Origin of the sequence: Streptomyces sp. MK7 (assembly GCF_032658145.1) — a bacterium.
Taxonomy (GTDB): Bacteria; Actinomycetota; Actinomycetes; order Streptomycetales; family Streptomycetaceae; genus Streptomyces; species Streptomyces spiralis.
In genome coordinates this window covers 19,024-39,876 of record NZ_JAVACL010000024.1, presented here as the reverse complement: position 1 = coordinate 39,876, position 20,853 = coordinate 19,024, and the positions used below count along the sequence as shown (strand labels likewise).

Here is a 20,853-nt window from a genome sequence, read left to right as displayed (position 1 = left end):
CCGGACAAGCCCCTCCCCACCTCGTACACCTGGACAGAGACAACCTCCATGTTCCGCACCGCCTTGCGCAACGTGCTCGCGCACAAGGCCCGGCTCCTCATGACCGTGCTCGCCGTGATGCTCGGCGTCGCCTTCGTCTCGGGGACCCTGGTCTTCACCAACACCATCTCCGACGCCTTCCAGAACAGCGCCGCCAAGGGCTTCGACCATGTCGACGTGGCCGTCGAGGCCAAGCACCAGAAGAGCAAGGGCGACCGGGTCGGCAGGACACCCGAGCTGACCCGGGCGACGCTTGAGCAGAGCGCCCGCGTGCCGGGGGCGGCCTCCGCCCTCGGTGTCGTGCGCGGCTTCACCGCGATCGCCGACAAGGACGGCAAGCTGATCGGCGGCGGCTTCCGCTCGGAGGGCGGGAACTACTGGGGCGGCGAGGACCCCCGCTACCCGCTCACCGACGGCACCGCCCCGCACGGCGAGGGCCAGGTCATCATCGACTCCGAGACCGCCCGGCGGACCGGCTACAAGGTCGGCGACACCGTGCGGATCTCCGTCGACGGCCCCGTCCTCACCCCCACCGTCAGCGGCATCTTCACCACCGACGACGGCAACGTCGCCGCCGGCGGCAGCCTCGCCCTGTTCGACACGGCCACCGCGCAGAAGCTGTTCGGCAAGCCGGGCACGTACGACGAGATCGACGTGAAGGCGAAGGCCGGCACCAGCCAGACGGCGCTGAAGGCGCAGCTGGACGAGGCGCTGCCGAAGGGGAGGACCGAGACGACCACCGGCAGGCAGCTCGCCGACGACCAGGCGCGGGCGATCGCCTCGTCCATGAGCAGCATGAAGCGGGGGCTGCTGGTCTTCGCCGGGATCGCGCTGTTCGTCGGCACGTTCATCATCGCCAACACCTTCACCATGCTGGTCGCCCAGCGCACCAGGGAACTGGCGCTGCTGCGCGCGGTCGGCGCCTCCCGCCGGCAGGTCACCCGGTCGGTGCTGCTCGAGGCGTTCGTGGTGGGCGCGGTGGCCGCCGTGACCGGTCTGGTCGCCGGCATCGGCATCGGCGCGGGGCTGCGGTCCCTGCTGGGTTCGCTGGGCGCCACCGTGCCGGACGGGCCGCTGGTCGTCACGCCCGGCACCGTCGCCACCGCTCTCGCGGTCGGCATCCTCGTGACCATGCTCGCCGCGTGGCTGCCCGGCCGGCGCGCCGCGAAGATCCCGCCGGTGGCGGCGATGAGCAGCGTGCACGCGCAGGCCACCACCAGGTCGCTGGTGCTGCGCAACACGCTCGGCGCCCTGTTCTCGGCGGCCGGCACCGCGGTGATCCTGGCGGCCACCAAGATGGACGGCGACACCGGTCAGGCCCCCATGGGCCTCGGTGCGGTGCTGCTGATCATCGGCGTGTTCGTCCTGACCCCGCTGCTGTCCCGGCCGCTGATCGCGGCCGCCGACCCGGTGCTGCGCGTCTTCGGTGTCTCCGGCAAGCTGGCCCGGCAGAACTCGGTGCGCAACCCGCGCCGTACGGCGGCCACCGCGTCCGCGCTGATGATCGGGCTGACGCTGATCACCGGCATGACGGTGATGGCGGGCAGCCTCCAGCAGGCGATCGACAGGATGGCGTCCTCTTCGATCCGCGCCGACTACGTGGTGTCGATGGCGAACGGCAACGGCCTGTCCCCGGACGTCGACCGGAAGCTGAGGGCCGCCGAGGGCGTCACCGCCACCAGCCCGCTGCGCAACGCTCCCTCCCGCATCGACGGCGAGACGGAGTACCTGACCGGCGTGAACGGCGCCGTGATCGGCAGGCTGACCGATCTGAAGGTCGACGACGGCTCCTTCTCGGTCGGCGGCACCCGGGTCGTGGTCGACAAGGACACCGCCGAGCACCACCACTGGACGGCCGGTTCCGGCTTCACGGTCTCCTACGAGGACGGGAAGAAGCAGAAGCTGACGGTCGCCGGGATCTACGAGGGCAACGAGATGATCCGCGGGATCATGCTCGACAACGCCACTCTCGCCCCGCACCAGTCGGACCCGACCGACATGCAGGTCATGGTGAAGACCGCCGACGGCACGTCCGCCGCGACCAAGGACCGGCTGGTCGAGGCGCTCGGTTCCAACCCGGCGATCAAGGTCCAGGACAAGAAGGACATCTCCAACACCATCGCGCGCAGTTTCACGCTGCTGCTGAACATGCTCTACGGCCTGCTCGCCATGGCGGTGATCGTGGCGGTCCTCGGCGTCATCAACACCCTGGCGATGTCGGTGTTCGAGCGCTCCCAGGAGATCGGCATGCTCCGCGCGATCGGCCTGGACCGCAAGGGCATCAAGCGGATGGTCCGCCTGGAGTCCCTGGTGATCTCCCTGTTCGGCGGGGTCCTCGGCATCGGTCTGGGCGTGTTCTTCGGCTGGGCGGCCGGTCAGCTGCTCGGCGCCAGGATGACGACGTACGAACTGGTGCTGCCCTGGTCCCGGATGGCGGTCTTCCTGCTGCTGGCGGCGACGGTCGGCGTGCTGGCCGCGCTGTGGCCGGCCCGGCGGGCGGCCCGGCTGAACATGCTCCAGGCCATCAAGTCGGAGTAGCCGCGCGGCTGCGCGAGGGGCCCCGTTCCGCGGCGGAACGGGGCCTCCCGGTGGTACGTACGCGAGGCCGGTCAGGCGTCCGGCGTGCCCCATGTGCGGGACCGCAGCGCCATCCCCGAGTCACCGGATTCGGGGGTCTTCACGGCCAGCACCTGGTTGACGCCGATGCGGTTGCGCTCGAAGGCGAGGGCGGAGGCCGCCATGTACAGCCGCCAGACGCGGGCGCGGCCGGGGCTGGTCAGTTGCACCGCCCGCGCCCAGTTCGCCTCCAGGTTGGCGACCCAGCGGCGCAGGGTGAGCGCGTAGTGCTCGCGGATCGACTCCACGTCGCGCACCTCGAAGCCGGCGCGCTCCAGCTGGGTGACGGTGGTGCCGATGGGGGCGAGTTCGCCGTCCGGGAAGACGTAGGCGTCGATGAACTCGTCCACGTGGTACGCCGACTCGTCGCGCTGCGGGCGGCGGCCGATCTGGTGGTTGAGGAGCCGCCCGCCGGGCTTGAGCAGCGCGTACAGCTCGTTCGCGTACTCCAGGTAGCGGGCGGCGCCGACGTGTTCGGCCATGCCGATGGAGGAGATCGCGTCGTACGGCCCGTCGGCCACGTCGCGGTAGTCCTGGACGCGGATCTCGACCCGGTCGGTCAGCCCCTCGTCGGCGACGCGCTTGCGGGCGTACGCCGCCTGCTCCTGGGACAGGGTGACGCCGACGACGCTCACGCCGTGCTCACGGGCCGCGTGCATGGCCATGGAGCCCCAGCCGCAGCCCACGTCGAGGAGACGCTGACCGGGCTTCAGGCCGAGTTTGCGGCAGATGAGTTCCAGCTTGTCGTGCTGGGCCTGTTCGAGGGTGGCGCCGGGTTCGGGGGCCGGCCAGTAGGCGCAGGAGTACACCATGGACGGGCCGAGGACGAGTTCGTAGAAGTCGTTGCCGACGTCGTAGTGGTGGCTGATGGCGCGCCTGTCGGAGCGCCGGGTGTGCAGATGGCCGGGGCGGCGGACCTCCTCGGCGGGCGGGGCGGGCGGCAACGGCGGCCCGGCCAGCTTCACCAGGCCCAGGGCGGCGGCCCGTGCCTGGGGGTCGCGCAGCGTCCCGGCGAGGCCCCGGGCGTCCTCCCCGCGCTCCCAGACCAGGCCGGAGAGCAGGCCCAGGGCGGTGTAGAGGTCCCCGTCGACGGTCAGGTCCCCGGCCACCCAGGCGCGGGCCAGGCCGAGTTCGCCCGGCTTGAACAGCAACCGGCGCAGCGCGCGGCGGTTGCGTACGACCAGCGTCGGCGCCCCGGGCGGCCCCGACTCGGAACCGTCCCAGGCGCGGATGCGCACCGGTAGCGGGGTACCCAGCAGCTGTTCGAGCAGTCCTGTGAGCCGCAGCGCGGCGTCGGGCATGGTGCACACCTCCGTGACGACGAACGCCGGAATGTCCTCCACCACGTAAACACCAGGACGCCTTCAGCGCAGTCCCGCAAGCGGGTTACGACTGGGCAAAGCAGTTGCATCACGCACGTATTCGGGGCCCCGAGCCAGGCCGGGAACGCCGAAGGGGCCGCCCGCACCACGGATGGCGGGCGGCCCCTTCGAGGGCTGAACCGGTGACCGACGGTCAGGAGGCCTTGGCCTTGGCCTCCTGCTTGCTCGCGGCGGCGACCGGCGCGGGCTTGGCGGCCTCGTAGAACTCCTCGCGGGGGTTCTCCATGGCGCCGAGGGAGACGACCTCGCGCTTGAGGAACATGCCGAGGGTCCAGTCGGCGAAGATACGGATCTTGCGGTTCCAGGTCGGCATGGCCAGGCCGTGGTAGCCGCGGTGCATGTACCAGGCGAGACGGCCCTTGAGCTTGATCTTCATCTTGCCCATGACGATCATCGCGACGCCCTTGTGCAGGCCGAGGCCCGCGACCGCCCCCTTGTTGGCGTGGCTGTACTCCTTCTGCGGGAAGCCCCGCATGCCGGAGACCACGTTGTCGCCGAGGACCTTGGCCTGGCGCAGCGCGTGCTGGGCGTTGGGCGGGCACCAGGCGTTCTCGTTGCCGGCCTTGCGGCCGACGAGGTCCGGCACCTGGGCGTTGTCGCCGGCGGCCCAGATGTAGTCCGTGCCCTGCACCTGGAGCGTGGCCGCGGTGTCCACGTGGCCGCGCGGGCCGAGCGGGAGACCGAAGCGGGCGAGGGCCGGGTTCGGCTTGACGCCGGCCGTCCACACGATCGTGTTGGAGTCGACCTCGAGGCCGTTCTTGAGCACCACGTGGCCGTCGACGCAGGAGTCCATGGAGGTGGAGAGGTAGATCTCCACGCCGCGGCTCTCCAGGTGCTCCTTGCCGTACTGGCCGAGCTTCGGGCCGACCTCGGGCAGGATCTTGTCCGCGGCGTCGACGAGGATGAACCGCATGTCCTCGCGGGACACGTTGTTGTAGTACTTGGCCGCGTCCCGGGCCATGTCCTCGACCTCGCCGATGGTCTCGGCGCCGGCGAAGCCTCCGCCGACGAAGACGAAGGTGAGTGCCTTGCGGCGGATCTCCTCGTCCGTGGTGGAGTCGGCCTTGTCCAGCTGCTCCAGCACGTGGTTGCGCAGGCCGATGGACTCCTCGATGCCCTTCATGCCGATGCCCTGCTCGGCGAGGCCGGGGATCGGGAAGGTACGGGAGACCGCGCCCATGGCGATGACCAGGTAGTCGAACGGCAGCTCGTACGCCTCGCCCACCAGCGGGGCGATCGTGGCGACCTTGCGGTCCTGGTCGATGGTGGTGACCCGGCCGGTGAGGACCTCCGCCTTCGGCAGCACGCGTCGCAGCGGGACGACGACGTGGCGAGGGGAGATGCTGCCGGCGGCGGCTTCGGGGAGGAAGGGCTGGTAGGTCATGTACGACCGGGGGTCGACGACCGTGACGGTCGCCTCTCCGTAGCGCATCTTCTTGAGGATGCGCCGAGCCGCGTACAGGCCTACGTACCCACCGCCTACTACGAGGATCCTGGGACGCTCCGTGGTGCTCATGCCATCGAGTATCCACCCGGCTCAGGGGGGTACCTCGTGCGCCCCTTCACAAGCTTCGACAGGCCCTGTGCTAAACTCCGCGGCCCGCGTGACGGAGATCATGGCACCGGAAGGAACCCGGCGCCCGGTAACGACCGTTGTCAAGGGCGCGTGAGCTGCCACTCCAAGCCCTCACGGCCCCCGTCGGAGGGTCCCGTCCGGCCCTTGCGGAATCCCCCGTGGACATGCTTCCCGGCACCCTTGGGAACCCACAAGGGCCCCATAGACCCTCATGAAGGCCACTGGACCCGCTTCTCGGGCCGAATTCCTTGTGAAGAACTTCACGAACTTTTCCCGACGGGACGTCACCCGACCCCCCAGAAGGCCGAGCCGACCCCGCTCATACGACGTCGCCCCTGCTCAAGAGATGTTACCGAGGAGTAGCATACATGCGGGGAGCGGGGCCCGACGGACGGATCCCGGCACCCGGGCGCCGGCGGACGCCCCCCTAGGCCACCGACCACGCGATCCCGTCGAGGATGTCGTGCTCGCTGACCACGACCTCCTCCGCGCCGATCCGCTCCATGATCGCCAGCAGGACCAGAGACCCCGCGCCGATCACGTCGACCCGGCCGGGATGCATGGACGGGATCGTCGCCCGCTCGGCGTGGGTGGAGTGGAGCAGCGCACGTGTGATCTCGCGGACGCGGTCGTGGGGGACCCGGGAGTGGTGGATGCGGGCCGAGTCGTACTCGGGCAGGTCCTGCGCGATCGCCGACACGGTCGTCACCGATCCCGCCAGGCCCACCAGGGTGCGTGCCTCGCGCAGCGGGACCGTCTCCTCGACGAGGTCCAGCGCCGCGTCGATGTCGGCCCTTATCGCCGCGATCTGCCCCTCGCTGGGCGGGTCGCTCACCACGCCGTCCCGCAGCAGGTGACGCTCGGTCATGCGCACGCAGCCCACGTCCACCGAGCGCGCCGCCCGCACGTGGTCGTCGCCCACGACGAACTCCGTGGAGCCGCCGCCGATGTCCACCACCAGGAAGGGCTTTTCCAGGTGGTCACGCCCCGTCAGTTCCTTCGTCGCGCCCGTGAACGAGAACTCGGCCTCCTGGTCGCCGGTGATCACCTCGGGCTCGACACCCAGGATGTCCACCACCCCGCGCACGAACTCGTCCCGGTTCTCGGCGTCCCGGGAGGCGGAGGTCGCCACGAAACGCAGCCGCTCGGCGCCGTACTCCTTGATGACCTGCGCGTACTCGCGGCAGGCCGTGAAGGTGCGCTCCAGTGCCTCGGGCGCGAGCCGGCCGGTGCGGTCGACGCCCTGGCCGAGCCGCACGATCGTCATGCGCCGCTCCAGGTCGACGAGTTCGCCCGTTTCCGGGTTCGCGTCCGCGACGAGCAGACGGATGGAGTTCGTACCGCAGTCGATGGCGGCGACCCGGCTCACTGGGCGTCCTCCTCGTTCTTCCCGGACTCGTTCTTGCCCGGCTCGTTCTTGGCCGGCTCGTTCTTGCCCGGCTCGTCCGGCACCGTCACGCACGGACCCTTGCGCCACCACTGCGGCAGCATGGCGATCGCCTCGTCGCCCAGCGGGTTCACGCCCGGCCCGGCCGCCAGCGAGTGGGCGACCAGGACGTGCAGGCACTTGACCCGGTCGGGCATACCGCCCGCGCTCGGAAAGCCCGTCAGCTCCTCGATCTCGTCCCGGCGCCGGATGTAGTCCTCGTGCGCGGCCCGGTACGCCGCCGCCAGCTCCGGGTCGCTCGCCAGCCGCTCGGTCATCTCCTTCATCACGCCGTCGGCCTCCAGCGTGCCGATCGCCGACGCGGCCCGCGGACAGGTCAGGTAGTACAGCGTCGGGAAGGGCGTGCCGTCGGGCAGCCGGGGGGCCGTCTCCACGACGTCCGGCTGCCCGCACGGGCAGCGGTGCGCGATCGCGCGCAGCCCGCGCGGCGGCCGCCCGAGCTGCTGCTTGAAGGCCTCGACGTCCGCGTCGGTGGGTTCGGTGCGCGGGGTGGGCGGCGGGGGTGTTTCCATGCCTGTGGGGAAATCTCTCTGTCGGTTCACTGGTGGCCGGCGTCGGACTTGTCGACTCCGTACCAGACGTTGGTGTACCAGGGGCGGCGTGTCGTCCCCTGCTCGGCGCGGGACTGCTTGGCCGCGCCCGGGTCGGCCACGATGTAGCCGGTCTCCCCGGGCAGCACATAGTGCAGCCGCTGCCGGATCTGCTGCTCGGCGTACGCGTCGTCCTGCCAGCGCGCCTTCTGGTCGCGCAGCTGCTCGACCCGCTGCTGGGCCTGCCGCTTCTGCCGTTGCAGGTCGGCGATGTCGGCACGCTGGGAGACGTACTGCCGCATCGGGTAGGCCAGGGCGACCACCAGCGAGCAGACCACGAGCGCGAGCAGCGCGGCGCGCCCGGTGAGCCGGGAGCGGCGCGCCTGACGCCGGGTCTGGGAGCGGTAGACGCGGGCCGCGGTCTGCTCCCCGAGCAGCCTGAGCCTGGTCGCGGTGGAGAACCGGTCCCGGTCACTCCGGTCCTTCACGGCCATGGTCCCCGCCTCCCCTGCACACGTACGTACGTCCCCGGACACGGTACGGGACCGGGTACGGGGACGTACGGAGGACTGGCAGGGCCTTGCCTCTTTACGGCTCAGCCCTTGGAGACCTCGACGTGACCGCGGAAGCGCGGGAAGGCGCTGCGGCCTGCGTACACGGCGGCGTCGTCGAGGATCTCCTCGATGCGCAGCAGCTGGTTGTACTTGGCGACGCGCTCGGAGCGGGCCGGGGCGCCGGTCTTGATCTGGCCGCAGTTGGTGGCGACGGCCAGGTCGGCGATGGTGACGTCCTCGGTCTCGCCGGAGCGGTGGGACATCATGCACTTGAAGCCGCTGCGCTGGGCGAGCTCGACGGCGTCCAGGGTCTCGGTCAGCGAGCCGATCTGGTTCACCTTCACCAGCAGGGCGTTGGCGGTGCCCTCCTCGATGCCGCGGGCCAGCCGCTCGGGGTTGGTGACGAACAGGTCGTCGCCGACCAGCTGGACCTTGTCGCCGAGCTTGTCGGTGATGACCTTCCAGCCGGCCCAGTCGTCCTCGAACAGCGGGTCCTCGATGGAGACGAGCGGGTAGGCCGCGACGAGCTCCTCGTAGTACTCCGTCATCTCGGCGGCGGAGCGCTCCTTGCCCTCGAAGAGGTACTTGCCGTCCTTGTAGAACTCGGAGGCGGCGACGTCGAGCGCCAGGGCGATCTGCTCACCGGGGACGTACCCGGCCTGCTTGACGGCCTCGAGGATGAGGTCGAGGGCCTCGCGGTTGGAGCCGAGGTTCGGGGCGAAGCCGCCCTCGTCGCCGAGGCCGGTGGACAGGCCCTTGGTCTTCAGGACCTTCTTCAGCGTGTGGTAGACCTCGGCACCCCAGCGCAGGGCCTCGGAGAAGGACTCCGCGCCTACGGGTGCGATCATGAACTCCTGGATGTCCACGTTGGAGTCGGCGTGCGAGCCGCCGTTCAGGATGTTCATCATCGGCACCGGCAGCAGGTGCGCGTTCGGGCCGCCCAGGTAGCGGAAGAGGGGCAGGTCGCTGGCCTCGGAGGCGGCGTGGGCGACGGCGAGGGAGACACCGAGGATGGCGTTGGCGCCGAGGGAGCCCTTGTTGTCGGTGGCGTCCAGGTCGAACATGGCCTGGTCGATCAGGCGCTGCTCGGTGGCGTCGTAGCCGACCAGCTCCGGGCCGATCTGCTCGATGACGGCGAGGACGGCCTTCTCCACGCCCTTGCCCTGGTAGCGGTTGGGGTCCCCGTCGCGCAGCTCGATGGCCTCGAAGGCGCCCGTCGAGGCGCCGGACGGGACGGCGGCACGACCCGTGCTGCCGTCGTCGAGGCCGACCTCGACCTCGACCGTGGGGTTGCCTCGGGAGTCCAGGATTTCCCGGGCTACGACGACGTCGATGGACGGCACGAGCATCTCCTTCGTGGATGTGACGCTGAAAGTGCGGGGCTTGTGAGCCTTGCGGCTAGAGCCTAACCGTCCCGGGGCCCCGGCCGACCGACCGACCGTCCCGTGGACAGGGTGACGGTACACATTGTTCCCGCCCGAAACAAAAGGGCGGGGCGGAGATGCGGAAAGACAAGGGGAACGGCCGGTGAAGAAAAGCCCCCGCCCCGGCGCGTACGGGGGAACACGCGCCGGGGCGGGGAGTCCGTGGGGACGGGGGCCCGTGGGGACGGGGGCCCGTGGGCCGGGAAGCCCGCGGGACCGGGGGTGCGGGCCTGCGGCTTGCGCCGCCCGCCGCCTACTTCAGGTGCAGCTGCTGGCCGGGGTAGATGAGGTTCGCGTCCTCGACGATGTCCTTGTTCAGCTGGAACAGCTTCTCCCAGCCGCCCTTGACGTGGTGCTCGGCGGCGATGGAGCTGAGCGTGTCGCCGGAGGCCACCTTGTACTCGCCGTCGCCCTTCTTGACCTTCTTGCCGGTCGAGGTGGTGACGGTCTTCTTCGGGGCCGGACGCGTGGCGGAGCGGTTGGCGGCCTGCTGCTCGGTGGAGCGGGTGGTGGTGCTCTTGGTCGTGGTGCTCTTGGCGGTGCTGCCGGTGGAGGCCGCGGCACCGCTGTACGGGGTGCTCGACAGCCCCTTGCCGCACACCGGCCAGGCGCCCTTGCCCTGACCCGCCAGGACCTTCTCGGCGACGGCTATCTGCTGCGCCTTGGTGGCCAGGTCGGCACGCGGGGCGTAGGCGGTGCCGCCGTACGCGGCCCAGGTGGAGTTGGTGAACTGCAGGCCGCCGTAGAAGCCGTTGCCGGTGTTGATGGACCAGTTGCCGCCGGACTCGCACCGGGCGACCGCGTCCCACTCGGAGGCGGTGGCGGCGGAGGCGTTGCCGGCCGCCATCAGCGGGCCGGCGACGGCGGCGCCGGCGACACCGGCGAGTGCGATGGCGCGGATGGCCTTGGAATGACGACGGTGCTTGCCCTTGCCGGAAAACAGCATGGATGGATCCCCTCACCGACGCCTGCGAGGTGAGCTGTCGGGTTCGGGCCGGTTGAGTTGCCCGGCCGTGCCCCTGGAGAGGCACGGCTCCACCCCAAGCCGCTCGGGCGAACTGCCCGGTGCGGCACTTACCTTGGGTCCCCCGCTCCTGCCTACGGCGCTTGACGCGACGACTGTTCCCGTACGGCCGCTGGCAGGATTCGGCGTTGCGGCAGCCGGGGCTCGCGATGGCGAGCGGTCATGACCGTAGACACGCGATCCGCCCGATTTCAAAGACGATCAGGGCTTCTGAGACTCATCCCACACTTTCACCGAATGGGACATTCGGCGCGAAATATGACGCGAACTCCCGCTAGTTCTGGGCGTTTTCGACCGGGACATCCAGGCTCTGACCGGCGACGATCTGGTTCGGGTCGGAGCCGATGGCCGCCTTGTTCGCATCGTAGAGCGCGTGCCACCCGCCCTGGACGTCAAGGGAGTCGGCGATGGATGCCAGCGAGTCGCCGGCGCGGACGGTGTAGGAGCCGGCGGAGGCGGTGTGCGCACCGTCGTCGTCCCGGGAGGCGTGCCGGCCGCCGCCGGCCGCCGCCGGGCTCTCCGCCGGGTCCTCGGCGGCGCTGCCACCGCGGTGCCGGCCGGTGCCCAGGGCTCCGGTGTCGACGAGGGCCGAAGAGCCGACGTTCTGCCCGGAGTTGTCCGAGTCGTCACGGTCGGGCGCGGTCGAAGGCGACGCTCCGGGCGTCGCGGCACCCTCCGTACCCGATCCGGGCGTCGCGCCCGACTCGGAGGTGCTGCCCTTCTTTCCGGGCGTAGGGTGCGAATCGGACGGATTCGCGGGGGATCCGGCGGACGAATCGCCCGAAGAGGAGGATTCGGAACCGGAGGCGGAATCCGAAGAGGATCCGGACGAACCGGAGTCGCCGGCGTCCTGCGACGAGTCACCGAGCCCGGGGTCGCCCACGTCGGGCGAACCGTACGATCCGGGTGTGTCACTCGACCCCGACGATCCGGACGCACGCGACGAGTCGGAGGAGTCCGAGGAACCGGAGGAACCGGAGGAACCGGAGGAACGGGACCCCGAGGACGAGCCGTCGCTCACACCCGTGTCGACCCTCGCGGCACCGGAGTCCTTGGTGAGCCCGGAGAGCAGGCCGCAGGTGGGCCAGGCCCCGGGGCCCCGGTCGGCGAGGATCTTCTCGGCCACGGCTATCTGCTGGGACCGGCTGGCCTGGTCGGCGCTCGGGGCGTAGTCGAGGCCGCCGTACGTCTCCCAGTCGTCCTGGGTCAGCTGAAGGCCGCCGTAGTAGCCGTTGCCGTTGTCGGCGCTCCAGGAGCCGCCCGTCTCGCACTGCGCCACCTTGTCCCACGTGGTGCCGTCGGCCGCGTGCGCGCCGGTCGCGCCCAGCAGCGGGATGGCGATGGCGGAGCCGGTCACTCCGGCGGTGACGAAGAGGGCCGGAGCCTGACGGGGGCGACGGTGGCGACCGTTCCCGGAAAGCATGCAAGGACCTTTCGGCGACAACAGGGACCGGCGTGGCGGGTGATGCTCGTACGCCACGCTGATGCGTGAACGTATCGGCTGACGATCCTCCGTCACAAGTTCATGCCGCGCAGATCACGTGAAGATCACACAGTTGAACGTGTGTCACCTTTGCGTCCGTCAAGACTCTCGCGCCGGGGTGAAGCGGACGGGCAGCGTCCGCAGTCCGCGCATGATGAGCCCGCCGCGCCAGCGCAAGTCGGCCGGATCCGCGTCGAGTCGGAGATCGGGCAGCCGGGTGAGGAGGGTGGCGAGCGCGGTCCGGCCTTCCAGGCGGGCGAGCGGGGCGCCGAGGCAGTAGTGGATGCCGTGCCCGTACCCCAGGTGCTGGTTGTCGCGCCGGCCGAGGTCCAGGGTGTCCGGGCCGGTGAAACGCTCCGGGTCCCGGTCGGCGGCCGCGAGCACGACGAGCACGGGGTCGCCCGCGGCGATGTCCTGTCCGCCGATGGTGAGCGGCCGGGTGGCGAACCGCCAGGTGGCCAGCTCCACGGGGCCGTCGTAGCGGAGCAGTTCCTCGACGCCGGTCTCCAGCAGGCCGCGTTCGCCACGGGCCAGGGAGCCCTGGAGCCGGTGGCGCTGCTCGGGGTGGGTGAGCAGGGCGTACGTGCCGTTGCCGATCAGGTTGACGGTCGTCTCGAACCCTGCGAAGAGGAGGATGAAGGCCATCGCGGCGGCCTCGTTCTCCGTGAGGTGCTCGCCGTGGTCCGAGGCGCGGATGAGGCCGGAGATCAGGTCCTCGCCGGGGGCCGGCTCGGCGGGCAGGGCCTCGCGCTTCCTGTGGATGAGCTCGGCGAGGTAGCCGCGCATCTTCTTCACCGACCGCGCGACCCCGCCCCGCGGGCCCTTTCCGTGGCGGATCATCATGCCCGCCCAGTCGCGGAAGTCGTCCTGGTCCTCGCGCGGAACGCCGAGCATGTCGCAGATGGCGTAGATGGGCAGCGGGAAGGCGAACTCGTGGATGAGGTCGGCGGTGCCGCGGGCCGCGAACCGGTCGATGAGGTGGTCGGTCAGTTCCTGTACGCGTGGCGCGAACTCGGCGACCCGGCGCGGGGTGAACGCCTTGCTGACCAGGCGGCGCAGCCGGGTGTGGTCCGGTGGGTCGATGTTGAGCAGATGCGTCATCAGCTCGGCCTTGCGCTCGCCGGGGATGCCGGTCTTGCCCTTGGCGTGCGCGGGCTCGTCGTGGTGCGCCGGGTTCTTGCTCAGGCGCTGGTCGGCCAGGGCCTGCCGGGCATCGGCGTAGCGGGTGACCAGCCAGGCCTCGACTCCGCTGGGCAGGCGGGTCCGGTGCACGGGTGCGTGCTCGCGGAGCCAGGCGTAGGCGGGGTAGGGGTTGCCGGCGAACTCCCAGGTGAAGAGGGGAGGCGGGGTGTCCGCGGGGTCGGTGGGCGGCTGGTCGTGCATGGGGCTGACCCTAGTCGTGGGTGGCCGTTCAGGGTTTTCGCCCCCGCCGCCCCTTCCCTTCCCGAACCCGGGGGCTTCGCCCCGGACCCCAAGGGGGTGCGTCGCCAGGTGCGGGTCTGTGGGGACCCCGGAGCCCCGGGCCCCCGCGCCCCTACTTGTCCTCCGTCTCCCTGATCGCGTCCCGGTATGCCCTCGCCGCCGCGCGCAGTGCCGCCTCCGGGTCCACGCCCTCGGACTCGGCGCGGGCCGCCAGGGCCAGAAGCTCGTAGCCGATGCCCTCGCCCTCGGGGAAGGGGACCTCCAGGCCCGCCGTGCGTACGCGGGAGGCCAGTTTGGCGGCGAGGGCGAGGCCGGGCTGGTGGAGGGGGACGCCCTCGGTGACGGACGTGCGGCGCTTCTCCTCGGCCTTGGTGCGCAGCCAGTGCTCCTTGACCTCCTCCGGCGTCGTGGCCGTCTCCTCGCCGAAGACATGGGGGTGGCGGTGGATCAGCTTGGCGACGATGCCGCCGGCCACATCGTCGATGGAGAAGGGCTCGTCCGGGTCCTCCTCGGCGATGCGCGAGTGGAAGACGACCTGGAGCAGAACGTCGCCCAGTTCCTCGCGCAGCTCCTCCCTCTCGCCCTCCTCGATCGACTCCACCAGCTCGTACGCCTCCTCGATGGCGTACTTCGCCAGTCCCTGGTGGGTCTGCCGGGACGACCACGGGCACTCGGCGCGGATGCGGTCCATGACCTGCACGAGGTCGAGCAGGCGGGCGCCGGGCAGGTCGTAGGAGGCGGGCAGCAGCTCCAGCTCCGGCATGGCGGTCCGCCCGGAGCCGGCGAGACGGGCGAGGCCGTCGGTCAGGGCGGGCTCGCCCTCGCCGGTCGCCACCACCACGACGGTCCGCCCGCCGGAGCAGGCGTCCACCAGTTCCTCCGCGCTCGGCGACGCCTCGGCCACGGTGACGCCCGCCTCGCGCAGATACGGCAACTGCGGGTGCGCGGCCGACGCGCACAGCACCTCGTCGGCCGCGTGCAGCGCCTGCCAGGCCGGCCAGGACAGCAGCCCGGGGGCGACCCGGTGGCTGGTGGTGAGCAGGACGATGCGGCCGGGGGCCGGTGGGGTCGTCGTGGAGGCGTGGTCGGTGGTGGTGTTCACGCTTCCGAACGTAACGCACCCGCCCCGGGACGCACGTGGCTCAGGCGGTCTGCTGTGCCGCCGGCGCCGAGACGTTCCGCAGCCACGGGGTCTTGGCGTCGACGCCGCCCTTCTCGACGTCCCAGGCGCCGTAGCGCGGGTTGAGGTCGATGCGGAGTTCGCGGGAGGCGCTGGACAGGGCCTTCCAGAAGGCCGGCTGGCTGGTGTCGGTGTGCAGGGCCATGGCCAGCTTCTGGGCCTCGACCTGGAGGCGGAGGTTCTCGTCGAGGCGCTGCGGCGGCACCCCGTACTGCTGGAGCCAGGCCGTCTCGAGCCCCTTGGAGCCACCCGCCTGCTGCTCGAGGCCGGTGCGCATGTCCTGCACCTCGCGCGGGGTGACGGTGACCCCCGCGTCCCGGGCGGCGCGGTCCAGCACCCGGTCGAGCACCATCTGGTGCAGGGTGTCCCGGGCGAGGGTGCCGGTCCGGGCGACGGCCTGCTCGTACTGCGTCTCGTCGGCCACCGCGGCCCGCTGCGCGCGGCGTACCTCGTCCACCCGGCTCTGCAACTGGGCGACGCTGATCCGCTGTCCGTCCACGACGGCCGCCGCGCCGGGGTGCGCGTCGTTTCCGCAGGCGGCGAGGAGAGGTGCCGCGGCGATCACGGCGGACAGGACGAGCGCGGTGCGACGGCGGCGGTGCAAGTGAACCTCCCGTTGGAGATTGCAATAACGGGTGCGGCGCGCAGCGCCTCCACCAGGGGTGGTGGACGGGCGACGGGCGGGCGCACAAAGTCTTGCGGTGATCGATGTTAGGCAGCGGGCGGGCTCCGGCCAACCCATTCGACCAACGATTCCACGGGTGTTTCAGGTACTGCCCGGTGTTCCAGGTGCTGCCGTGTGTTTCAGGGCACCGCGCCGCCCCCGCACGACGGCTCAGCCTCGGGCGCGCACCGCCCCCTCCACGGCGGCGGCCACGTCGGCGCGCAGCCCGTCGCCGGTGGGGACCGTGGTGACGTTCCCGTCCGCGTGTCCGCCGCCGACCAGCACGAAGCGGATCTTCCCGTAGTGCGGTGCCGTCCGGCTCGCCGCGGTGACCTCCGGCCGGCCGACGGCGAGGACGACGTCGCAGGAGCGCTGGAGCATCCCGTCGAGGAACGGCCGCGCATTGCCGGTGCTCTGCTCGCCGGTCACCTGGCCGTAGCTGACGCGGGCGTGGGTGGTGAGGGAGGCGTCCTGCATGCCCTGCCAGACCTCGGCCGCGGTGGTGCCGGCGGTGATGCCGTCCTTGCCGGTGAGCAGGCAGGCGTCGGTCTCGGTGTAGTGCCGGGCGCGGGTGTCCGGGATCGGCGGGCGGTCGTCGTGCCGCAAGAGCAGGACCCCGGCGACGACGAGCGCGCCGACGACGGCCGCCGCGCCCGCCGCGAGCGCGATGGTGCGCCCGCGCAGTGAGCGCAGCCGCCGGGCGGCGGCGCGCCCGGCCACGGCGAGCGGGCCGCCCGCCGGCGTCTGCGCCTCCTTGGCCGGACGCGCCTGCGTCACCTGCCTGACCTGCCTGCTCACGTGTCTCCTGCTCTCCTGCCGGCCCGCCGTCGGGCCGCCGACTCCTGCCGTTCCCCGGCTCAGGGGCGGCCGGACCGCCGCGGCCACGCCGTCCACGCGTGCACCGAGGCACCCGCCATGGACAGCGAGATCAGCAGCAGGTCCACCGCGAACAGCAGCCCGTGGGTGTCCTCAGGTGTCATGGCCAGCTCGGTCACCCAGGCCGCCAGCACCGCGCTGAACGCCGCGAAGGGCCACCAGCCGGCCCCGCCGCGCCCCCGCAACGCCATCACCAGGGACGGTACGGGGCACAGCAGGCCGAGGCTGAGGAGGGGCAGCGCGGCGAGCCCGGCCCGCACGGTGTACGGCCGCAGCCTGACGTACGGCCGCAGCACGGCGCCCCTGCCGATCGAGGCAAGCCTCACCCGCCCTCCCCTTCCCGTCCTTTTCCTGTTCCTTCTGCCGTGGCCGGCCGTCCGTCTGTGACGGTCAGCCGTGTGTGACGGTCAGCCGGTGATGGCCACGGGCCCGTCCCACGCGTCGCGGTCGACGGTGAGGGTGACGCCGCCGTGCGCCTCCTTGCTGTTCACCATGTACTGGTGGCCGCGGCTGTGGTTGGTGAACTGGGTGGAGCCCCAGGGCCAGTCCGTCGTGGTGGTGTTGGTCTTGTCCCAGAGGGCGTACCAGAGGTTGCCCGGGAGGTCGGTCTTGTCGGTCGCGGTGGCGATGGCCTTGGCGCTGGAGCTGGTGAAGCCGTAGAAGCCGGCCCGGTAGGTCTTGGCGCGCAGCTGCTTGTCGAACGCCCGGACGTAGGTGAGCACGGCGTCGTTGCATGACTTGTTCGTGATGTCGTACGGCTCCATGTCCAGGTAGATCGCGCTGCCGGCCTTCATGCCGAGCGCGGAGGCCTTGGACACGGCGTCGTTGGCGTCGCTGGTGCCGAGCGTCGACGCGGTGGAGGCGGTGAGCTTCTCCGGGTTGGAGCTGGTCTGGCACGGCGGCTGGGCGCCGACGTAGATCGGGATGAGCTTCCAGCCGATGGAGCCGACCGACTTCACCCAGGAGGCGGTCAGGTTGGGCTGGGAGCAGCCGCGGTTCTTGCCGCCGACGTAGACGGCGGCGGCGCCGTAGAAGCCGGTGTGCCAGGCCTTCATCGTGGACAGCGAGGGCGCGGTGCAGGTGTCGAAGGCACGTCCGGTGAACGTCTTCTGGGCCGGCCAGGTGGTGGCGGCCATCGAGGTCTGCGCCGCGATCCCGGCACCCGCGAGAACGGCGGCACCGGCCACTCCCCACGTGATGTACCTGCGCTTCCTGGACTGCCGGTGCTCGGCCATCCCCACCCCTGTCTCTGGCTGTGTGCACGCGCGCACGTGCGTGCGTGCGTGCGTGGGCACGCGTGCGTGTCGGATGCGGCGTACGGCGACGGTCACGCGACGTACGTCCGCTGGAATACGTTGCTGAGCCCCCTGATGCGGCGCGTCGAGTTCCGGCTGCGGAGACTCCCCCGGCGCCTGAAGCGGATCGCAAAGTAACCGATGCGGTTCCTGTGAACAGGAAACGGAGTCCCTGAATCAGCACATGATTATCACAAGTAACGGCAAAAACATTCGTGCCGGCGGTGGCGTTCCCGCGCCCGGGGTGCGAACTCCTCGGCCTTGACCGGCCGTTGGCGAACCCCTGACCTGTGCATGAACTGTGTGTCCGCTGGGCGTCGTATGGTCCGCTGGCCACCCTCCTGGCTCGTTTCGAAGGACTTCCATGCACACCCTGTCCCGCGCCGCTCGCGCTCTGGCCGTGGCCGCGCTTCCCCTGGCCCTGGCGGCCTGCGGCCCCTCCACCGGCTCCTCCTCCGGCTCCTCCACCGGGGACACCACAACCTCCGCCAAGCCCTCCCCGCCGAAGGATCCGAACGCCGGCCTCATGACGGGCACGCGACTCAAGGAGGCCCTGGCGCCCGCCTCGTCCTTCCCGGCCGGTTTCGTCCCCGTCCCGCAGGGTGCGTCGGACAGCGGCGGCGAGTTCGTCACCCCCCAGACCGAAAGCCCGGGGAAGCCCGACTGCACCAAGCTGGGCACCACGGCCTGGGTGAGTGTCTCCGGTGCCCGGGGAGGCGTGTCGTACGCCAACGACGACTACGTGAACAAGGACAAGACAGCGGAGATCACCGAGGAGATCGACGAGTTCCCCGGGACGGCCGCAGCGACCGCCATGAAGGGCATACGGGGCATCCCGGCGACGTGCCCGAGCTACACGGACACCGACCTGCACGGCACGGTGAAGGTCTCGGGCCGATCGACCACCGGCCTCGGAGACGAGGCGTACACCATCACGCTCACCAGCGGTGCCTGGGACAACGGCACCACCCTGATCGCGGCCCGGCAGGGCACCAGCGTGGTCACCGTGCTCTCGAACGACGGCCACGACAACGGCGCGGCCACGGCGAAGAAGCTGACCCAGCGGATCGTCGCGTCCCTGAAGAAGACGGCCTGACCGTGCCCTACTCTTGCCCCCTGCGATGCCGTGGGGGGCAGAGGTGGGGGTGGAGATGGAAAAGCGTCTGGAAGCAGGCTGGCTCCAGCGAATCGCCTGGGCGGTCCTGCCCTGGGCCACGCTGGGCCTGCTGATCTGGGTTCCGTTCCTGTACGTGGCGATCCGCCGCGGCCGGGGCTCGGACTGGGGGGCGTTCTCGGCCTTCGTCCTCTACGAGTGCGTGACCCTCCCCTGGGCGCTGATCACGTCCGGCGGCGACGGCGACCCGATCCTCGGCGCCGTCGCCGTGCTGTGCATGCTGGCGGCGTCGGCGATGCTGCTGTTCGCCGTCTTCGACGCCCGACGACCCGCGCAGAAGGCGCAGCCGGTGTACGGGACACCGGCGGCGCCTGCGCAGGGGCAGCCGTACGGATACCCGTACGGGCGGTAGCCGAGGACCGCGGGAGCGGCCGTCTCACACCCGCCGGGTGCGGCGCAGGATCCGTACGGCGGGCCAGGCGAGCAGGGCCGCCACGCCCCACAGGAAGCCCGCGATGGCGGCCCATTCGCCGGTGCTGGTCTCCGGATCCCCGGCGCCGAAGACCGTGAACAACAGGGCGAGGAAACCGCACAGGCCGCCGAGGACGGCGAAGGCGACCAGGGTCACCGTCTGACGGCCGGTGCGCCGGGCCGGTGCGGACCGCCCCGGCGTCGCTGCCGGGTCCGGGGCCCGGTTCCCGCCGTCCGCGCCGTTCCCCCCGTTCCCGCCCGCCGACTGCGGCCGGGGCGGCTTCTGCCGGGGCGGCAGCCACACCACGGCCGCCGGCGGCACCGCGGCGTCGACGGCCGCCATCGTGTGCGCGTCCACGCGGTACAGGGCCGGCTCCACATCGACGCAGATGCCGTCGGTGCCGATGAGCCGGCGGCCACCGTCGGGCCAGCTCAGCACGGCTGCGCAGGAGCCGTACGGCACCGTCGCCGCCCGCTGGGAACCGTCTCCCGCCCCGCTCACCAGGCTGACGCCCTCCTCGCCCACGACCAGAGCCTCACCGCCCCCGCCCACGGGCTCGAACCGCCGCCCGGTGACGGCGTACGGGGAACTCGTCGGGGCCGCCGCGTAACCGGCCCAGTCGGCGGTGTGTCCCGCGGGCACCTGCATCAGGGCCGTCTGCCCGGCCTCCACGGCCACCGCGTGCAGATGCGCCGGCGTCGCCGCCCACAGCTCGGCCCGCAGTTCGTCCAAGGCGCGCGGCGGCCGCCCGGCCAGCAGGTCCTCCGCCATGCCCGGCAGCCGTCGTACGGCCGCGTCGGGTGCGGTCAGTGCCGCGTCGGCGCGGCCGCGCACCGCGTCCAGGTCGGCCTGCGCGATCCGGCCCGCCTGAAGGGCGGCGAGAACGTCGACGAAGCCGCCGAGCACCGCGTCCTGCCGGTCGGGCAGGGCGTCCGCGAACGCGGTCACCAGTGCGCACCCGTCGCGGCGGGAGGCGTAGTCGGTCGCCGTGGTGTAGGAGTAGCCGCCCTCCTGCCGCAGGGCGCGGGACAGTTCGCGCTCCAGGACCCCGGCGTACAGCCGGGCGGCGGTGGTGTCGGTGACGACGGCGTCCAGCAGAACGCCGCCGGTGCCGTCGGAGAAGTAGGCGGGAGCGGCGGGAAGGGCGGAGGTGACGGCGGGCAGTGGGCAGCGGCCACCGGCGGGCAGTTCGAGCGACAGCCCGGCCGGCAGGCGCTCACCGGCGATCCACAGCACGGCATTGCCCTGGGTGAACCGGCTCTGCGCCCAGTGCCGTACGTCGTCCGGACGCAGGCTGTGTACGCCCCACTCCGGGTAGCTGACCAGGCCGTGGCCCTGGGCTCCGTAGCGCCACAGCGGGAGCCGGCCGACCTCACGTCGCGACTCCTCGGTGCGCAGGATCTCCTTCTCGGTCTCCAGGCGGTCCATGGGCAGGTCGGTGAGGGAGGCGCAGACGCCGGTGAGATACGCGACGACCTCGTGCTCGGCGCCCTCCACGTGGAAGTGGGTGAACGCGGCCTTGGTCGCGCCGTTGAAGTGGTAGTCGGCCAGGCCCTGGCGGTGCAGGGCGAGATGCTCGACCAGGTGCGTGACACCGGCCCGGGCGAGGGTCTCGTCCGCGACCCCGACACGGAAGACGAGCCCGGCGCGCATCGGCCCGGTGGCGTGGGCGAAGAGAGTGGGTATGCCGTCGACCCGGGTGTGGTGGACGGCGGCCTGGGGGTTCATCTTCGGCCTCTGTTCGATGTCTGTGTC

General features: G+C 71.5%; 18 protein-coding genes and 1 riboswitch. Of the genes, 3 read left to right on the top strand and 15 right to left on the bottom strand.

What is annotated here, in order from left to right:
* Positions 1-48 precede the first annotated feature (48 nt).
* Complete coding sequence (locus tag R2S09_RS24420) at positions 49-2,577, top strand: ABC transporter permease (RefSeq protein ID WP_306185976.1); 2,529 nt, start codon at positions 49-51, stop codon at positions 2,575-2,577.
* A 71-nt stretch (positions 2,578-2,648) separates the two neighbouring features.
* Here R2S09_RS24420 and R2S09_RS24415 read toward each other — a convergent pair whose 3' ends face one another.
* From R2S09_RS24415 to R2S09_RS24350, 14 genes are all read right to left on the bottom strand, one after another.
* The gene (locus R2S09_RS24415) at positions 2,649-3,956 is read right to left on the bottom strand and encodes a cyclopropane-fatty-acyl-phospholipid synthase family protein (RefSeq protein ID WP_316743317.1); all 1,308 of its coding nucleotides are present in this window, start codon (positions 3,954-3,956) and stop codon (positions 2,649-2,651) included.
* Positions 3,957-4,170: 214 nt separating this feature from the next.
* Positions 4,171-5,553, bottom strand: coding sequence for an NAD(P)/FAD-dependent oxidoreductase (locus R2S09_RS24410; protein ID WP_306185974.1), 1,383 nt, complete (start codon positions 5,551-5,553; stop codon positions 4,171-4,173).
* Positions 5,554-6,040: 487 nt separating this feature from the next.
* Positions 6,041-6,982 (bottom strand): Ppx/GppA phosphatase family protein, encoded by a 942-nt coding sequence (locus tag R2S09_RS24405; protein WP_306185973.1) that lies wholly within the window; start codon positions 6,980-6,982, stop codon positions 6,041-6,043.
* The gene (locus R2S09_RS24400; protein WP_306185972.1) at positions 6,979-7,572 is read right to left on the bottom strand and encodes a DUF501 domain-containing protein; all 594 of its coding nucleotides are present in this window, start codon (positions 7,570-7,572) and stop codon (positions 6,979-6,981) included. The genes R2S09_RS24405 and R2S09_RS24400 overlap by 4 nt, the downstream gene beginning before the upstream one ends.
* Positions 7,573-7,598: 26 nt before the next feature.
* Entirely contained in the window at positions 7,599-8,084 is a 486-nt protein-coding gene (locus tag R2S09_RS24395) for a septum formation initiator family protein (protein ID WP_306185970.1), read from the bottom strand.
* A 101-nt stretch (positions 8,085-8,185) separates the two neighbouring features.
* Complete coding sequence (gene eno, locus R2S09_RS24390; protein WP_306185968.1) at positions 8,186-9,493, bottom strand: phosphopyruvate hydratase; 1,308 nt, start codon at positions 9,491-9,493, stop codon at positions 8,186-8,188.
* Between the two features lie 328 nt (positions 9,494-9,821).
* A complete protein-coding gene (locus R2S09_RS24385; protein WP_306185967.1) occupies positions 9,822-10,514 on the bottom strand; it encodes a transglycosylase family protein in 693 nt (230 codons plus the stop codon).
* Positions 10,515-10,518: 4 nt separating this feature from the next.
* Positions 10,519-10,684, bottom strand: a riboswitch (cyclic di-AMP (ydaO/yuaA leader).
* A gap of 182 nt (positions 10,685-10,866) precedes the next feature.
* A complete protein-coding gene (locus R2S09_RS24380; RefSeq protein WP_316743247.1) occupies positions 10,867-12,015 on the bottom strand; it encodes a transglycosylase family protein in 1,149 nt (382 codons plus the stop codon).
* Positions 12,016-12,174: 159 nt separating this feature from the next.
* Entirely contained in the window at positions 12,175-13,458 is a 1,284-nt protein-coding gene (locus tag R2S09_RS24375) for a cytochrome P450 (protein WP_306185963.1), read from the bottom strand.
* 151 nt (positions 13,459-13,609) lie between these two features.
* Entirely contained in the window at positions 13,610-14,599 is a 990-nt protein-coding gene (locus tag R2S09_RS24370; protein ID WP_306185961.1) for a nucleoside triphosphate pyrophosphohydrolase, read from the bottom strand.
* 40 nt (positions 14,600-14,639) lie between these two features.
* Positions 14,640-15,281: a SurA N-terminal domain-containing protein gene (locus R2S09_RS24365; protein ID WP_306185959.1), complete on the bottom strand. Its 642-nt coding sequence runs from the start codon at positions 15,279-15,281 to the stop codon at positions 14,640-14,642.
* Positions 15,282-15,512: 231 nt separating this feature from the next.
* Entirely contained in the window at positions 15,513-16,139 is a 627-nt protein-coding gene (locus R2S09_RS24360) for a hypothetical protein (RefSeq protein WP_316743246.1), read from the bottom strand.
* Positions 16,140-16,198: 59 nt separating this feature from the next.
* Positions 16,199-16,543 carry a hypothetical protein gene (locus R2S09_RS24355; protein ID WP_316743245.1) on the bottom strand — a complete coding sequence of 115 codons (345 nt, stop codon included), beginning with the start codon at positions 16,541-16,543 and terminating at the stop codon, positions 16,199-16,201.
* 81 nt (positions 16,544-16,624) lie between these two features.
* A complete protein-coding gene (locus R2S09_RS24350; protein ID WP_306185953.1) occupies positions 16,625-17,452 on the bottom strand; it encodes a glycoside hydrolase domain-containing protein in 828 nt (275 codons plus the stop codon).
* 424 nt (positions 17,453-17,876) lie between these two features.
* Here R2S09_RS24350 and R2S09_RS24345 point away from each other — a divergent pair, with 424 nt between their 5' ends.
* Together R2S09_RS24345 and R2S09_RS24340 are read left to right on the top strand one after the other, a co-directional pair.
* On the top strand, positions 17,877-18,608 hold the full coding sequence (locus tag R2S09_RS24345) for a hypothetical protein (protein ID WP_316743244.1): 732 nt from the start codon (positions 17,877-17,879) through the stop codon (positions 18,606-18,608).
* 55 nt (positions 18,609-18,663) lie between these two features.
* Positions 18,664-19,038, top strand: a complete 375-nt coding sequence (locus R2S09_RS24340) for a hypothetical protein (RefSeq protein WP_306185950.1) — start codon at positions 18,664-18,666, stop codon at positions 19,036-19,038.
* A gap of 24 nt (positions 19,039-19,062) precedes the next feature.
* On the opposite strand, the gene R2S09_RS24335 is transcribed toward R2S09_RS24340, so the two are convergent.
* On the bottom strand, positions 19,063-20,826 hold the full coding sequence (locus tag R2S09_RS24335) for an insulinase family protein (RefSeq protein WP_316743243.1): 1,764 nt from the start codon (positions 20,824-20,826) through the stop codon (positions 19,063-19,065).
* Positions 20,827-20,853: the final 27 nt, after the last annotated feature.

Coding starts and splice junctions, on each gene's coding strand:
- R2S09_RS24350 (WP_306185953.1), bottom strand. CDS start 17,452: ATGGCCGAGCACCGGCAGTCCAGGAAGCGCAGGTACATCACGTGGGGA.
- R2S09_RS24335 (WP_316743243.1), bottom strand. CDS start 20,826: ATGAACCCCCAGGCCGCCGTCCACCACACCCGGGTCGACGGCATACCC.
- R2S09_RS24380 (WP_316743247.1), bottom strand. CDS start 12,015: ATGCTTTCCGGGAACGGTCGCCACCGTCGCCCCCGTCAGGCTCCGGCC.
- R2S09_RS24375 (WP_306185963.1), bottom strand. CDS start 13,458: ATGCACGACCAGCCGCCCACCGACCCCGCGGACACCCCGCCTCCCCTC.
- R2S09_RS24420 (WP_306185976.1), top strand. CDS start 49: ATGTTCCGCACCGCCTTGCGCAACGTGCTCGCGCACAAGGCCCGGCTC.
- R2S09_RS24400 (WP_306185972.1), bottom strand. CDS start 7,572: ATGGAAACACCCCCGCCGCCCACCCCGCGCACCGAACCCACCGACGCG.
- R2S09_RS24395 (WP_306185970.1), bottom strand. CDS start 8,084: ATGGCCGTGAAGGACCGGAGTGACCGGGACCGGTTCTCCACCGCGACC.
- eno (WP_306185968.1), bottom strand. CDS start 9,493: ATGCTCGTGCCGTCCATCGACGTCGTCGTAGCCCGGGAAATCCTGGAC.
- R2S09_RS24345 (WP_316743244.1), top strand. CDS start 17,877: ATGCACACCCTGTCCCGCGCCGCTCGCGCTCTGGCCGTGGCCGCGCTT.
- R2S09_RS24340 (WP_306185950.1), top strand. CDS start 18,664: ATGGAAAAGCGTCTGGAAGCAGGCTGGCTCCAGCGAATCGCCTGGGCG.
- R2S09_RS24385 (WP_306185967.1), bottom strand. CDS start 10,514: ATGCTGTTTTCCGGCAAGGGCAAGCACCGTCGTCATTCCAAGGCCATC.
- R2S09_RS24410 (WP_306185974.1), bottom strand. CDS start 5,553: ATGAGCACCACGGAGCGTCCCAGGATCCTCGTAGTAGGCGGTGGGTAC.
- R2S09_RS24415 (WP_316743317.1), bottom strand. CDS start 3,956: ATGCCCGACGCCGCGCTGCGGCTCACAGGACTGCTCGAACAGCTGCTG.